This is a genomic window from Mucilaginibacter pocheonensis (assembly GCF_031456535.1).
Taxonomy (GTDB): Bacteria; Bacteroidota; Bacteroidia; order Sphingobacteriales; family Sphingobacteriaceae; genus Mucilaginibacter; species Mucilaginibacter pocheonensis.
Map to the genome: position 1 here is coordinate 1,592,646 of NZ_JAVDUU010000001.1, position 14,940 is coordinate 1,607,585.

Here is a 14,940-nt window from a genome sequence, read left to right on the forward strand (position 1 = left end):
ACGTTTGATCTATTAATTATGAAAGATCTGAATAAAGAATTTGGGCCCTCAAGCTGGGCCATTGAAAACAAGACGGCCATTTATGTGCTCATATTTTTGGTTACCGTGCTGGGATTAATAAGTTACAACAATTTGCCAAAGGAAAATTTTCCGGATATAGCGATACCTAAAATCTTTGTAACTACAACGTTTTTAGGGCAGTCGCCACAAAATGTGGAAAATCTGGTGACCAGGCAGATAGAGAAGAAGTTGAAATCGTTAAAAGGCTTAAAAAAGGTTACTTCAAACTCGGTTCAAAACGTATCTATCATTACAGCCGAGTTCAATATGGATGTTAAAACGAGGGATGCCAAGATAGATGTTAAAGACGCTGTAGACAAAGCCAAACAGGATTTGCCCCAAAATGACGATAACTTTAAAGAACCGGTTATATCTGACATTAACGTAGCTGACCAGCCTATTTTATACATCAACATATCCGGCGATTATGACCTAAAGAAGCTAAAAGAATATGCCGATATTTTAAAGGATGAGATTGAAAGCTACAAGGAAATATCAAAAGTTGATGAAGTAGGTGCCCTAACCCCCGAAATACAGATCAATGTTGATATGAACAAAATGGCAGCGGCGCAGATAAGTTTTAGTGATATTACCACGGCCGTTGGCAACGAAAATATATTATCATCAGCAGGTACTATAAAAACGGATGGTGTACGCCGTAGTATTGATATTAAACAGGATTTTAAAAATGCCGACCAGGTAGCCGCCATGGTTATCAGAAACCCCAAAGGTCAAGCTGTTTATTTACGGGACATTGCCGAGGTGAAAGATTCGTTTTTGGAACAGGAAAGCTATGCGCGCTTAAAAACTAACGATAACCCCAAGTTTAAAAATGTAATTACGCTTAACGTAAGTAAAAGAGCAGGAGAAAACCTGATTGAAGCCTCGGATAAAATTAATGAGTTGATCAAGGTAAAGCAGAAAACTGTTTTCCCTAAAGGATTGGATATTGTGGTAACCGGTGATCAGTCTGACAAAACCCGTACTACGTTAAATGACCTCATCAATACCATTGTGATTGGTTTTATACTGGTTACGGTTATATTGATGTTTTTTATGGGTACCACCAATGCTATATTTGTGGCGCTTTCGGTTCCGCTGTCGTGCTTCATTGCGTTTTTGGTGATGCCGGCCATTGGTTTTACCCTCAACATGATCGTGCTGTTCTCATTCCTGCTGGCATTGGGTATTGTGGTGGATGATGCTATTGTAGTGATTGAAAACACGCACCGTATTTTTGCTAACGGCAAGGTACCTATTAAGCAGGCCGCTAAAATGGCCGCAGGTGAAGTGTTTATGCCGGTATTTTCAGGCACAATGACCACCCTGGCCCCATTCGTACCTCTGGCTTTCTGGAATAGCATTATCGGGAAGTTTATGTTTTTTCTGCCTATTACGCTCATTATTACCTTGCTGGCATCCCTGGTTGTGGCTTATATTATCAACCCGGTATTCGCGGTCGATTTTATGAAACCACACCATCCGGGCGAACATGATAAACCGAAATTTGATAAAAAAACCAGACGGGCCCTTATATACCTGGCTATAGCCGCTGTATTGGGTTATCTCATCAATGTGGGGATTGGTAATCTGGTGGTGTTTATTATGGCACTATACCTGTTAAACCATTTCGTTCTGTTAAGGGTGATAGACCGGTTTCAGAACAATGCATGGCCCAAATTTCAAAGATGGTATGCTAAGTGGCTCGAAAAAGCTGTTCAAAGACCAATTACTATGGTTGTAGGGACAGTTGGTTTATTTATTCTATCCATTGTTTTATTAGCCACCATAGGTAAAACGCCGGAGTTTTTCCCTTCGGGCGACCCTAACTTTGCTTACGTGTATATCACCATGCCTATCGGCACTGATCAGGCTACAACCAACGAAATAACCAGGAAAATTGAGCAGCGCGTAGCCAAAGTAGTTGAACCTTACAAAGGGGTGGTATCATCCATTATTTCAAATGTTACTAAAGGCGTAACTGATCCTTCAGACGAGGACCAGGGTGATTATCAGAATAAAGGTAAGGTAACCGTTGCATTTGTGGAGTTTGGTAAAAGAAATGGGCAGGATACTAAAGCGGCACTGGCTAAAATACGCGAGGCGGTACAAGGTTTGCCAGGTGTTAAAATTGCCGTTGCACAGGAAGCCAGCGGCCCTCCGGTACAAAAGGATATTAGTATTGAAATTATCGGCGATAACCTGGATACATTGGTTGCTACCGGTAATCGTTTAAAGTCCTACCTCAATAAACAAAATATTGCCGGTATAGAAAACCTTGTTGCTGATGTGCAAAGCGATAAACCGGAAATTGTATTTGACATTGACCGGGAACGTGCAAATCGCGAGGGCATAACATCTGGCCAAATAACACAGAATCTGGTTTCCGCAGTATTAGGTTGGAAAGCCGCTGACTTTAGAAATACAAAAGAGGACGATTATCAGATAAAGGTAAGGGCGCTGGAAAGTCAGCGGGGTAATCTTGATGAACTGCGTAATTTAAAAATAACCTATCGCGATTTAGCTACAGGCGGCGCCATACGCCAGGTGCCAATTTCGGCATTCTCTGACATCCGCTATACTACTACCTTTAGCAACATTAAGCGCAAGCAACAGCGAAGAGTTCTTACTCTAGGATCAAATGTTATAAAACCTTTTAACCCCAACGAAGTAAACGCTAATATTCTGCAGGCTATCAATAATTTCAAAAAGCCGGATAATATTATTATCAGGCAGGGTGGCGGCCAGGAAGACCAGATGGAAGCTATGACCTTTTTGTTAGGGGCTCTAGCTACATCATTCGGTTTGATATTGATCATCTTAATGATCCAGTTTAATTCTATAGGTAAAACGTTTATTATTATCAGCGAAATTTTCCTGAGTATTATCGGGGTATTTCTGGGTGTAAGTTTAACCGGCATGACCATGTCTATCGTCATGACGGGCATAGGTATCATCGCGCTTGCAGGTGTGGTTGTACGTAATGGTATATTGTTGGTTGAGTTTACCGATATGCTGATTGAGCAAGGCGCAAACTTACACGATGCCGTGGTAGAAGCAGGTCATACCCGTATGACTCCCGTATTATTAACAGCTACAGCGGCAATATTAGGCTTGATACCATTGGCTGTGGGCTTTAATATAGACTTTGTGGGGCTATTTACCCACTTTGAACCACACATTCACTTCGGCGGCGATAACGTTGCCTTTTGGGGACCGCTGGCATGGACTATGATCTTCGGATTAGGGTTTGCTACCATAATTACCCTGATACTGGTGCCTTGTATGTATCTGATCCGTTATAACCTGAAAAGGAAGCTGTTCGGTAAAAAGGAACCAGAACACAAACATGTTTTAGAGGCCGAAACAGTATAATTGATAAAATATTAAATACATAAAAAGCCGTATCCCGAAAAGGATACGGCTTTTTATGTATGATACCAGCTTAAAACTTAAGCTTGCTAATAAATCCTTTTACATGCAGCTTGTCAATCAGCCGGTTCAATCGTCTATCGTGTTTGCCCGCTCCGTCAAGGGTATCATATATAATGCCGGCAGTAATAGCGTAAACGGCATGATGAAATCCGTCAATGACAATAGCTTTGGCATCTTCTTTATAAACGGGCGGGGCTGCTTTAAACTTGGGTAGCATCACCATAGCTGTTCCCCATATTGCGCCAAAATGAATGAGTGTTGCCGGCACCCCCCTTAACCCGGTTAATGAAATTAAGCCGCGTGTTATACCCCATACCGTTCCGTACGACCAATGTATTTCCTGCGAAAGCTTTTGTTCATCATCCTTATTTGCCGGCTTTAATCCAGCTGCCCGTTCTGCTACCTTAAGTGGCGCTTCGCTTGGTTGCCGTTTGGTGATCCGCATCTCAATCATTTGAGATAGCGTTATAGCAGCCGTTGCTGCCAGGCCTGCTATTAATCCCTTGCCAATTGCGCCCCCCAGTTCGCCAAAGGCATTATTTTCATGTAAGTTCATAGTTTTGGTTTTGCTGTACTATTGTAACAAATCAAATTACCTATTGATTTATATTTTATAATCAGAACATAATTATATTGATGGGGGTTATTTAATTATCATTCACATTAATTAAAAAAGTTATGCCTTTCAAACTATCAAAACCCTTTTGGCAGGTGCTCAGTTTAGGAACATTAGCTGGTATGCGAACAACATCGGCCCCTGTTATTACCAGTCATATTTTAAGCCACCATCAATCAAAAAATCTGGAGCATTCGCCATTAAAATTCATGCAATCCAAAGCGGTAGCCACTGCTTTAAAGGTCTTAGCCTTGGGCGAAATTGCCGGTGATAAATTACCATCGGCACCCAACCGTATTAAACCTGCGGCAATTGGTGCACGTGTATTATCCGGAACATTTGCGGGAGCGGTTATTTATAAAGCAGTAGGCGGTAATGTAGTTTTAGGGGCTTTGCTGGGTGGTACGGCTGCATTTGCATCAACGTTTGGCACTTTTTATCTGCGTAAACATCTGGTTAAAAGCAGTCATATAATTGATCCTGTTCTTGGAGCAATTGAAGACGCGCTGGTAATTGGCAGCGGGGTAGGCTTATCCAAGCTGGCTTAACCATCAGTTTTAGGCTGAATATATTTTTCAAGGTTGCTGATCTCACTCCTGGATTTTGGAAGACTATCCGGGTAATTTTTTTGAATGTAGGTGATCAGGTTTTCGCGAATGTAGCAACGAAGGTCAAACGCGTCTGATGATGAACGTGAGCTCATCAACACACGTATTTCGATAGTGTGCTCTTTAACATCAGTTACCTGTACAACTTTAACACGTTTGTCCCATAGTGGTGTTTTTACAATAAGCCGTTCAAACTCATTCCTGATTTCGTCAACCGGGATGGTGTGATCCATATATAAAAACACAGTACCAAGTATATCAGCCGAAGTGCGTGTCCAGTTTTGAAACGGTTTTTGTATAAAATAATTGATGGGTAAAATAAGCCTTCGTTCGTCCCATATTTTTAAAACAACATAGGTTAAAGTAATTTCTTCAACCCGGCCCCATTCGCCTTCAATTACCAAAACATCGTCAATACGTATAGGCTGTGTAAAAGCGATCTGGAAGCCAGCGAGTAAATTGCCTAATGAGCTTTGCGCAGCAAAACCTACAATAATGCCGCCAATGCCTACACCGGTTAAAAGGCCGGTTCCAATTTTGCGCATACTTTCAAAACTCAGCAGGATAATAGCTATGGTTACAAAAACGATGACCACCACCAATATCTTGCGCATAAACTGTATTTGTGTCCGTATTTTGCGCTCTTTTAAATTATCGATTTTGTTAAGGTCATAAGCGTGATAAATATAGTCTTCCAGTATCCGTATGGAGCGTACCAATATCCCGGCAAACGAAATGGTCAGCAAAATTTCTATGGTTTTGTCTAATGGTGTTACGTATACTTTGTTTAACCGCATAAGCGGAATAAACATATTCAGCAAAAACAATGGAATAAAATAGGTAATTGCCCGGCCAAGGTTAACTATTACCGATCTGAAAAATGAATACGAGGTTTCCCTTTTTGCGTAAAACTTAAATAAGTAGGTAACTATAAACTTAATAAGCAATCCTACCAAAATGGCGGTTACCGTAATTATGAGGTTCCAGACAATAGCCGGGATATGCCGTGAAAAATCAAACAAACCCTGGGGCAACCAATTTTCAATATTCATAGTATGTATGTTATATTAATCTAACCTAAAAATAGTAGGAATGTAAAATTGTTTTAGCAATTACCTATGAAGATGCGTTGATAGCTATATTTATAGAATTTTTGATAATTTTGTTAAAAAAGTCAGGAATTTAATTTGACTCATATCGTTTTATATAATTTGTATAATAAATGGCTGCAGGCAATGACCATCAGGATATAAAAAGAGAAAAAATTTTGGAAGCCTCTTATCAACGGTTTTTACATTATGGTTATTCAAAAACCACTATGAATGAAATCGCCGGTGATTTGTCTATGTCCAAAGCTTTATTGTATTACTATTTTCCGGATAAAAGCCAGTTATATATTGCGGTGATGCGTAAACTGTCAAATGACTATTTAAAAATCCTGGAAGATAATATCAACACCTTTACAAACTTAAAGGATGCCTTTGTTTTCCAGATAGATATACATCACAATTTTATAGTAAGTAATTATAACTTTTTTGATTTCTTCAGGCTTAATGAACAAAATCTTCCTGATCCCATTTGGGAGATTGTTGGCCAGGTACATTCGGCCGAGCTTAACCTGTTAAGCAACGCCGTAAAAACAGAAGTTGAACGGGGCACTATTAAACCGGTTGATAAACCCGATGAGCTTGTTGATCTGTTGCTTGACGCTCTGCATGGCATACGGGTAGGGGCTGTTTCACAAAAGAAAACCAACTTTCCGCGTAAAGAGCATTTGGAAGAAATACACGCCAAAAAACTTTTACTGATAGATATCTTTATAAAAGGATTAATGTATTAAGTAATAAAGATTTTTTCAAAAATAGTTTACTGTCAGTTATTAGTCAAAATATTGATAATCAGCCCATACGAAAGTTTATTATAGATAACTTTGTGATCGAGTAATTTAATAGCGCTTACATAAAATTGCTATTAACATTATACCAAAGAGACTTCCTATTTATAATAAGAGGTGATTGTTTTAGAGTGATTTAGCAGAATGGGGTATACCTCATTCTGTTTTTTTATGCTTAAAAATTTTCCATAAAACTAATTTGAAAGTTATCAGTATTAATAAGTATATGAAACCATTTATCAATAAATTGCTGATAATCACAGTTATTATGTTAGTTGTATACCCTGCGATGTCACAGCAGGCAAAACCCGCATTGATAGAAGTAGCAAGTTTTGGCAAAAGCCAGCCGATAGGGGTGGCCGTTGCCCCGGCAACCAACCGTTTATTTGTGTCATTTCCGCACAGAGATCCGTTTGTTTATGCGCTTACCGAAATTGTAAATGGCAAACCCGTACCCTTTCCTGATAAAGAATGGAATAAATTTATACCAGAACAGGACGATACTCATTTTGTAAATGTGCAAGACTTATATGCCGATGATAAAAACTGCTTATGGGTACTTGACCCAAAGCCTGCGGGAAATGCCAATAGCAAGTTCAAGCTGGTAAAGATCGACCTTAACGATAATAAGGTAAAGCAGGTATATAAATTTGATGATATTGATAAAAGTAAAAGCGCATTGAATGATATGTGCATTGACAACAGCAAGCAGCTGGCCTACCTGTCAGACCCCGGCCAGCATGCTATTGTTGTACTTGACCTTAAAACCGGTAAAAGCCGGGTGGTATTAAAAGATGACAAGGCAACCGTTGCGCAGCCCGGCCTGAAGCTTCATTTAGATGGTAAAGATGTGGTAGATGAACAAGGCAACCCATTTGTATCAAACGTAAACGGAATAGCTTTAACAAAAGATAATAAATATTTTTATTTCAGGGCGATAAACCAAACCAAGCTTTACCGGATTGAAACGGCCTATCTGGCCGACTCAACTTTAACAGATGCCGATCTGTCGGCTAAAGTTGAATTGGTGGCCGAAACGGGAATCTGTCATGGCATGATAGCTGATAATAAGGGCAATATTTACCTCAGCGACTCGCCAGATCATGCTATACAATATGTTACACCAGACAAACAGGTGCATTTTCTGGTAAAGGATGAACGTTTGATTTGGCCCGACTCATTTGGCATCGGCAACGATGGTTATCTTTACCTGAGCAGTTCGCAAATGAACCGTTTACCTAAATTTAATAACGGGCAGGATAAAGTGGAATATCCATTTCGTGTATATAAGGTAAAACTGCCTTGAATTGATTGTTTATTGTTGTTTTGTTCCCCCGCTATGTATCAGTTGGTGTTGAAGTAATATTACGGAGCGTCCGGCTACCTGAATAATATCTCCAGCTTTAAATATTCCGGTCATTTCATCAAAATGTTCTTTGTTGGTATCAATTAATAATTCCCAATTCCGGGCGTATTCGGCTTTTGGCAATTTATAACTTAACGGTTCGTCATGTGCGTTAAAAATAAGGTAGAAACTATCATCCACCACTTTGTTACCTTCGGCATTAACGGTGTGCAAGCCCAGTCCGTTTAAAAACACTGCCACGGATTTAGCAAAGTCCTGACTCCAGTTGTCGCTGTTCATTTCAGCTCCATTTGGTAAAAACCAGGCTATATCTGCTATGCCGTTGCTTTTTACCGCTTCGCCCTTAAACCAACTTTTGCGGGAAAACGCTGCGTGTTCTTTTCTTAATTTAATTAGCTGGCAGGTAAAGGCATGCAGCCCTTTGTCCATAGTTTCCCAGTTTACCCATGAAATTTCATTGTCCTGGCAGTAGGAGTTATTATTACCTTGCTGTGTGCGGCTCATTTCGTCGCCCGCAATTAGCATTGGTACACCTTGCGAAAGAAACAGCGTGGTCAGGAAATTTCTTTTCTGCCTTTCGCGTAATATATTTATCGCTTCATCTGCTGTAGGGCCCTCAACGCCACAGTTCCATGAGCGGTTATAGTTTTCACCGTCATTGTTGTCCTCGCCGTTAGCTTCGTTGTGCTTTTCATTGTACGATACCAGGTCATTTAACGTAAAACCATCATGAGCAGTAACAAAATTAATACTCGCTGTAGGCCTTCGGTATGATTTATAAAGATCGGAGCTCCCGGTTATACGATCTGCAAATTCGGCCAGTGTACTCTCTGCACCGCTCCAATAATCACGTATGCTGTCGCGGTATTTTCCATTCCATTCGGCCCAGCCTGCGGGAAACTTGCCTACCTGGTAGCCGCCCTCGCCCAGATCCCAGGGCTCAGCTATCAATTTTACCTGTGATATGGTTGGGTCCTGATGAATAATGTCAAAAAAAGCACTCAAACGGTTCACTTCATGCAGTTCACGGGCCAGGGTGGCTGCAAGGTCAAAACGAAAGCCGTCAACATGCATATCTATTATCCAATAGCGTAAACTATCCATCATCAGCCGTAATACATTGGGTAAATTAGCATTCAGCGTGTTGCCGGTGCCCGTATAATCCATGTAATACCTTTTATCATCTGCCAGGCGATAATAGGATGCATTATCAATACCCCTGAAAGACAGTGTTGGACCCATTTCGCTGCCTTCGCCGGTATGGTTATAAACCACATCAAGAATAACCTCGATGCCTGCTTTATGCAGCTCCTTAACCATGTTCTTAAATTCAATAACCTGCTCGCCAAGTACACCTCCCGAAGCGTAACGAGCATCGGGGGCAAAAAAGCCTATGGTATTATATCCCCAGTAGTTAGTCAATCCCTTTTCAATAAGATGCCTGTCTGAAAGAAAATGATGCACCGGCATCAACTCAATAGCGGTTATGCCCAGCTCTTTTAAATAAGCTATGGTTACCGGGTGCGCAATGGCGGCATATGTCCCTCTTATTTCTTCCGGTATTTCGGGATGAAGCTTCGTGAAACCTTTTACATGCGCTTCGTAAATCACTGAGTTATAGTATTCAATATTGGGATTCTTGTCACCTTCCCAATCAAAATTATGGTCAATAACAACCGATTTTGGTATAAATGCAGCATTATCGGTTTGGCTAAAGCTGAGATCTTTATCAGCGTGGCCAACTTCATAACCAAATAATGAGTCGTCCCAACTGATAGTTCCGGCAATTGCTTTTGCATAGGGGTCTATGAGCAATTTATTAGGATTAAAACGATGCCCGTTCTCAGGCTCATAAGGACCGTGTACGCGATACGCATATAATTGCCCGGGTTTTAACCCTGGTATATATACATGCCATATTAATTCGGAGTGTTCGGTGATCTCAATTTTTGCCGATTCAACCTCATCATCAGCGTTATTGAATAAGAAAAGATCAACGCCGGTAGCATTTTCTGAATAAAGCGTAAAATTTACCCCATCACCGTCCCAAGTAGCACCAAGCGGAAATGATTTTCCGGGATATGTTATTATCTTCATAGATGTTCAGGGATTATATCCTTGTTATCATTAAGCTTTCAAATGAAGTTATAAAGAATTGTTTTATACCCCGCAATATTTTTGATTTTGCCTCAATTATGTGCATAAGTTAATTGACGAATGTGAACTTTCAGTAAATAGCGAAGCTACCTGAACTTACCATTTTTTAAAGATCACAAATACCGCCAGTACAATAAGCGAAAAGCCAACAAGATGGTTCCAGCCCAGTTTTTCGTCTTTAAAAAAAACTAAGGTAAACATCATAAAAACAATCAGGGTTATAGCCTCTTGTATGGTTTTAAGCTGCACCAGTGTAAAGGGGCCGCCATTTGATTTAAAACCACCTTCGTTTGCCGGTACCTGAAAAAGGTATTCAAAAAATGCCAATCCCCAGCTAATCACTATTATTGAAAAGATACCAAGGTTTTTACCCCAGGAGTATTCTTTGAATTTTAAATGACCATACCAGGCAAACGTCATGAATGTGTTTGAAATTGTTAAAAATAAAATTGTTCTTAATCCTTTCATTTTTTTATAATAACTGATGCCTCGCGTTATAGCAGCTGTGCATGTGTTTGAGTTGCCAATGATATTTATTTTTTATGAAAAAGCCATACAAAAGTGTAATAACACTTTGTATGGCTTTATAAATGTTACCGGTTATCGCTCCACCGTTAACCGAAATGTATTTTCGTAATTTTATTTACCTCAAGCGTCTTAAGACCTGAATATCATCCTTAACGACTGATCTTTTGATAAATATGCAGTTGCCCAGTTGTACAGTGTTTTTAATTTATTACGATAGTTTACCAGTGAAATCAAATGGATAAACAACCACATGAACAAGGCCAGGATACCACCAATGTGCAGCCTGTTTTTAAACAGGTCAACAACAGCTTTATTACGACCTATAATGGCCATATCGCCCTTGTCAAAGTATTTGAACGGGCTTAAAGAATGTCCCTTTTGAATGGCATTAAAGTTTTTTGCCAGGTTGCGGCCCTGCTGTATGGCCACTTGCGCCAATTGCGGATGCCCTTTGGGGTATCTTTCATCGGTTATCTGTACGCTGGCATCGCCAATAGCGTAAATGTTTTCCAATCCGGTTACTTTGTTAAATTCATCGGTTATCATCCTGCGGCCAACGCCAAGGCTGGTTTCGGGAATGCCTTCAAATGTGTTGGCAGTAATGCCTGCCGCCCAAATTAGGGTTTTGGCTTCAATGGTTTCGCCATTTGATAGCGTTACCGTGTTTTTGTCATAATCTTTGACCTGGGTATTTAGCTTTACCTTTACACCCAACTCAGAAAGTACTTTATAAGCTTCCTGATGCGTTTTTTGGCTCATTGGACCTAAAAGGTTAGGGCCACCGTCAACAATGTAAATACCGCCCGGTGTGCCTTTAAGCTCGGGGTAATCTTTCAAGAAAATGTTTTTCTTCATTTCGGCCAGCATACCTGCTACTTCAACGCCGGTAGGCCCGCCACCTGCAATAACAATGGTTAACATTTTTTTACGCTCAGCAAGGTCTTTAGTCATTGAGGCTTGTTCCATGGTTTGCAACAGCGCATTTCGCATTTTTAAGGCATCATCAATAGTTTTCATGGGCATCGCGTTCTTTTCCACGTTTTCCATTCCAAAAAAGTTTATTCTTGCGCCTGATGCAAACACAAGATAATTATATTTAAGCTCTTCGTTGGTTAAGTGTACGGTTTGTGACGAAGGGTCGATCTTTAATACTTCAGCCATGCGGTAATTGATCCTTTTATTACGGAACAATTTCCGGAATGGATAACTGATATCCGATGGATCAAGAAAGCTTGTAGCCACCTGATAAAGCAAAGGCGGAAAGTAATTATAATTGTTTTTATCAAGCAAAGTAACCTCATAATTTTTGTTTTTGGCCACTTGTTCGGCAAGGTTTATCCCCGCAAATCCGCCTCCAATAATAACAATTTTTTTAACAGTATCCCGGACACCGTCCGTGTTTACTGGTATAGTTTTAGGAGTGCTCATTTTATCAATAATTTGATAGTGTATTTTATACACAAATATATCTATATTTTGCTATTTTACAGTGTCTTATAAGGTATATTGAAGTATGCAGAAGAAGTATTTACAATGCAATGATTAAAGTGTGTAAACTACACTAAGTAAGTGCAAATAATGACAATTTCTGTCTTCTTGCTCAGGTTTTAATGAATATAAATGGTAAATAAAAAGGGCTAATGATCCATCAGCCCTTTGAAAATCAGGAAATACAATAAATTAGGTGAGGTTCACGGAGCCACCTGGTGTTGGTGTTACCTTTTTTTGTTTTCTTAATTTTATAAGCTGATATAAAGTACCTGCTATATATAGGGCAAACCAAATTCCAAGCCACATTTTTACAATGGGCGAGTCGGGGCCGCTGGCTACGGGTTGATCAATGGGCAGTCTGGTCAATGTTTCAACAGTAGCCGGGATCATAGAAAAAAAAAGTGTTAGTGACATGATAATGATCTGTATATAATCGGCGCCTTTTCCAAAAAAGCGGATTGATCTTGCATATACAGCAACAGGTAATATTACCAGGATGATTACGCCAAGGGCATGACCAGCAGATGGGTGGCCTGTTTTCATGATGGGGAACCCGGTAAGGCAGGTGATTATCGTTAATAAAATGTATAATTTCCCCGTTCCGTTTGCTGGGTTTATTTTTCCATAACGAAACAAAGCGATAATAGCGACAATAATAGCCACTATGCTGATAACGGTGTGAATAATCCCGAGTAATGAAAGATGATTTGGCATGGCTGTGATTTTAAGGGTTAATGTAGAGGTTACTGCTTTTGGTAATAAATATAAAAAATAAATAAAGCAAAAAATAGCCCTTACAGCTTTTAAACAGGCCAAGCTCTCCATAATAATGTATTGCCTTAATATTTATTTTAACTTGCGTTAACAACTTTGTGGTTTCTTTGGCCCGGGGAAAAAACGCGCTTATATTGCAATGCTGTTTCTAAAAAAAAAGTTAAATGAATATTTTTTCTAAAGTGATTGCACTTTTAGTAGTGCTGATAACCATCGGTGTAACAACCAACGCGCAGATAAAGGTTTATACCGTAGCCAACGCGCATTCGCATAATGATTATAAAAATAATATCCCTTTTTTAAGGGCTTATGAAAAAGGTTTCGGTTCAATTGAAGCCGATGTATTTGCGGTTAATGGCAGGCTTATGGTAGCCCATGAAAAAAAAGAGATCATTGCCAGTCGTTCATTAAAAAGGTTATATATCAATCCTTTAATTGAAAAATTTAAGCGTGATAGTAAAAGAGAACTCCGGCTGCTTATTGAGATAAAGGAAGACCATAAAGCGGTATTGCCACTGGTTATTAAGGAGCTTAAACCGCTTCAGCAGTATTTTTCCTATCCGGGCCATCCCGGTCGTTTGTCAATTGTGATGACGGGTGCTGTACCTCCCGCGGCTGAATTGGGAAATTACCCCGACTGGATATTATTTGATGTGGATCATTTAAACGGGTTTACACCCAGGCAGTGGAAAAAGATAGGGCTGGTAAGCTTTCCGTTTAGTAAATATGTTAAGTGGAATGGTAAAGGTGTATTAAACCGCGAAGAGATCAGCAGAATAAAAGCGGGGATTGACAGTGTGCACAAATCCGGAAAAATGATCCGTTTTTGGGAAACACCCGATACCAAAAGTAGCTGGCTGGCTTTGATCAGGCTGGGCGTGGATATAATTGGTACTGATAAAGTGGAAGAATTGGGCTATTTTTTAAATAATAAGCCGCATAATGAATATTTATCAGCAGGTTCCTACCAGGTATATCATCCAACTTATAATACCGACGGCTCTGCCAAAAAGGTTAAAAATATTATCTTATGCATTGGCGATGGCATGGGCCTTTCGCAAATCTATTCAACTTACACGGCTAACCGTGGGCAGCTGAACATATTTCAGATGCTGAATATCGGTTTCTCTATTACCAATTCGGCCGATGCTTATATTACTGATTCGGCAGCGGGAGGTACCGCATTTGCAACCGGCCAAAAAACAAATGACCGGGCAGTAGGGGTTGATCCATCTGGCAGGCCTTTAAAATCATTAGCCGTGTACAGCGCAGAGGCAGGAAAGAAAACCGCCGATATTGTTGCATGCGAATTAACAGATGCTACCCCGGCAGCTTTTTATGCTCATCAATCAGAACGATCTAACGCCGGGGCTATAGCTAATGACATGGCTTCAACCCCTATAGATATACTCTTGGGTTCGGGGTATAAAGATTTTATACAAAAAGTTGGCGGCGTAACATCACTGGATAAACTGAAACAAAATGGATATACCATTATTCGCAATTTTGATGAATTTTTAAGATCGCCGGCTAAAAAGATCGTGGCATTGGTAGACGATAGCGTAACACGCCCAAAAATGGAAGGCCGCGGAGATTATTTGCCCCTGGCTTTTAACAAAGTTACCTCGGCTTTTAAAAATAATCCGCAAGGGTTTTTCATGATGGTTGAAGGCTCACAGATTGACCATGGCGGTCATAACAATAACCTGAAACAGGTAATAACCGAGAACAGTGATTTTGATAGGGTAGTGGGCGATGCTTTGCGTTTTGCAGATGAGGATGGTGAAACGCTGGTAATTGTAACCGCTGATCATGAAACAGGTGGTTTAACTTTATTGGACGGTAATATAGCTAATGGTTACGTTTGGGGCGACTTTAGTACCAATGATCATACAGGTACACCAGTTCCTGTTTTTGCTTACGGACCGCACTCGGGCGATTTCAGAGGGGTATATCCCAATACGGATATCTTTAATAAGCTGCTGGCTTTAATAAAAGAAAAATAGGTACC

Annotated in this window: 11 protein-coding genes; 5 read left to right on the forward strand and 6 right to left on the reverse strand. The window is 40.1% G+C overall.

Features of this window, described 5'->3' with window-relative positions:
* Positions 1–18: 18 nt before the first annotated feature.
* Positions 19–3,435 carry an efflux RND transporter permease subunit gene (locus J2W55_RS06700; RefSeq protein WP_310093368.1) on the forward strand — a complete coding sequence of 1,139 codons (3,417 nt, stop codon included), beginning with the start codon at positions 19–21 and terminating at the stop codon, positions 3,433–3,435.
* Positions 3,436–3,505: 70 nt separating this feature from the next.
* On the opposite strand, the gene J2W55_RS06705 is transcribed toward J2W55_RS06700, so the two are convergent.
* On the reverse strand, positions 3,506–4,051 hold the full coding sequence (locus J2W55_RS06705; RefSeq protein WP_310093370.1) for a hypothetical protein: 546 nt from the start codon (positions 4,049–4,051) through the stop codon (positions 3,506–3,508).
* A 122-nt stretch (positions 4,052–4,173) separates the two neighbouring features.
* Here J2W55_RS06705 and J2W55_RS06710 point away from each other — a divergent pair, with 122 nt between their 5' ends.
* Entirely contained in the window at positions 4,174–4,659 is a 486-nt protein-coding gene (locus tag J2W55_RS06710; protein WP_310093371.1) for a DUF4126 family protein, read from the forward strand.
* Here the strand turns inward: J2W55_RS06710 and J2W55_RS06715 are convergent.
* Positions 4,656–5,771, reverse strand: a complete 1,116-nt coding sequence (locus J2W55_RS06715) for a mechanosensitive ion channel family protein (RefSeq protein ID WP_310093373.1) — start codon at positions 5,769–5,771, stop codon at positions 4,656–4,658. The two genes, J2W55_RS06710 and J2W55_RS06715, sit on opposite strands and share 4 nt — an antisense overlap.
* A gap of 170 nt (positions 5,772–5,941) precedes the next feature.
* Between J2W55_RS06715 and J2W55_RS06720 the strand changes: the two genes are divergently transcribed.
* Both J2W55_RS06720 and J2W55_RS06725 read left to right on the forward strand, forming a co-directional pair.
* Entirely contained in the window at positions 5,942–6,559 is a 618-nt protein-coding gene (locus tag J2W55_RS06720) for a TetR/AcrR family transcriptional regulator (protein WP_310093374.1), read from the forward strand.
* A gap of 322 nt (positions 6,560–6,881) precedes the next feature.
* Entirely contained in the window at positions 6,882–7,919 is a 1,038-nt protein-coding gene (locus J2W55_RS06725; RefSeq protein ID WP_310093377.1) for an L-dopachrome tautomerase-related protein, read from the forward strand.
* 9 nt (positions 7,920–7,928) lie between these two features.
* On the opposite strand, the gene glgX is transcribed toward J2W55_RS06725, so the two are convergent.
* The 4 genes from glgX to J2W55_RS06745 form a co-directional block, all read right to left on the reverse strand.
* Positions 7,929–10,076, reverse strand: coding sequence for a glycogen debranching protein GlgX (gene glgX / locus J2W55_RS06730; RefSeq protein ID WP_310093379.1), 2,148 nt, complete (start codon positions 10,074–10,076; stop codon positions 7,929–7,931).
* Between the two features lie 156 nt (positions 10,077–10,232).
* The gene (locus tag J2W55_RS06735) at positions 10,233–10,604 is read right to left on the reverse strand and encodes a DMT family protein (RefSeq protein ID WP_310093381.1); all 372 of its coding nucleotides are present in this window, start codon (positions 10,602–10,604) and stop codon (positions 10,233–10,235) included.
* Between the two features lie 189 nt (positions 10,605–10,793).
* The gene (locus tag J2W55_RS06740) at positions 10,794–12,092 is read right to left on the reverse strand and encodes an NAD(P)/FAD-dependent oxidoreductase (protein ID WP_310093383.1); all 1,299 of its coding nucleotides are present in this window, start codon (positions 12,090–12,092) and stop codon (positions 10,794–10,796) included.
* Between the two features lie 252 nt (positions 12,093–12,344).
* On the reverse strand, positions 12,345–12,869 hold the full coding sequence (locus tag J2W55_RS06745) for a hypothetical protein (protein WP_310093386.1): 525 nt from the start codon (positions 12,867–12,869) through the stop codon (positions 12,345–12,347).
* 224 nt (positions 12,870–13,093) lie between these two features.
* Between J2W55_RS06745 and J2W55_RS06750 the strand changes: the two genes are divergently transcribed.
* On the forward strand, positions 13,094–14,935 hold the full coding sequence (locus J2W55_RS06750; protein WP_310093388.1) for an alkaline phosphatase: 1,842 nt from the start codon (positions 13,094–13,096) through the stop codon (positions 14,933–14,935).
* The last annotated feature ends 5 nt before the right edge of the window (positions 14,936–14,940 follow it).

Bases quoted from the DNA above. Each gene is read 5' to 3' on its own strand.
- J2W55_RS06700 (WP_310093368.1), top strand. From the start codon at position 19: ATGAAAGATCTGAATAAAGAATTTGGGCCCTCAAGCTGGGCCATTGAA.
- J2W55_RS06705 (WP_310093370.1), bottom strand. From the start codon at position 4,051: ATGAACTTACATGAAAATAATGCCTTTGGCGAACTGGGGGGCGCAATT.
- J2W55_RS06710 (WP_310093371.1), top strand. From the start codon at position 4,174: ATGCCTTTCAAACTATCAAAACCCTTTTGGCAGGTGCTCAGTTTAGGA.
- J2W55_RS06715 (WP_310093373.1), bottom strand. From the start codon at position 5,771: ATGAATATTGAAAATTGGTTGCCCCAGGGTTTGTTTGATTTTTCACGG.
- J2W55_RS06720 (WP_310093374.1), top strand. From the start codon at position 5,942: ATGGCTGCAGGCAATGACCATCAGGATATAAAAAGAGAAAAAATTTTG.
- J2W55_RS06725 (WP_310093377.1), top strand. From the start codon at position 6,882: ATGTTAGTTGTATACCCTGCGATGTCACAGCAGGCAAAACCCGCATTG.
- glgX (WP_310093379.1), bottom strand. From the start codon at position 10,076: ATGAAGATAATAACATATCCCGGAAAATCATTTCCGCTTGGTGCTACT.
- J2W55_RS06735 (WP_310093381.1), bottom strand. From the start codon at position 10,604: ATGAAAGGATTAAGAACAATTTTATTTTTAACAATTTCAAACACATTC.
- J2W55_RS06740 (WP_310093383.1), bottom strand. From the start codon at position 12,092: ATGAGCACTCCTAAAACTATACCAGTAAACACGGACGGTGTCCGGGAT.
- J2W55_RS06745 (WP_310093386.1), bottom strand. From the start codon at position 12,869: ATGCCAAATCATCTTTCATTACTCGGGATTATTCACACCGTTATCAGC.
- J2W55_RS06750 (WP_310093388.1), top strand. From the start codon at position 13,094: ATGAATATTTTTTCTAAAGTGATTGCACTTTTAGTAGTGCTGATAACC.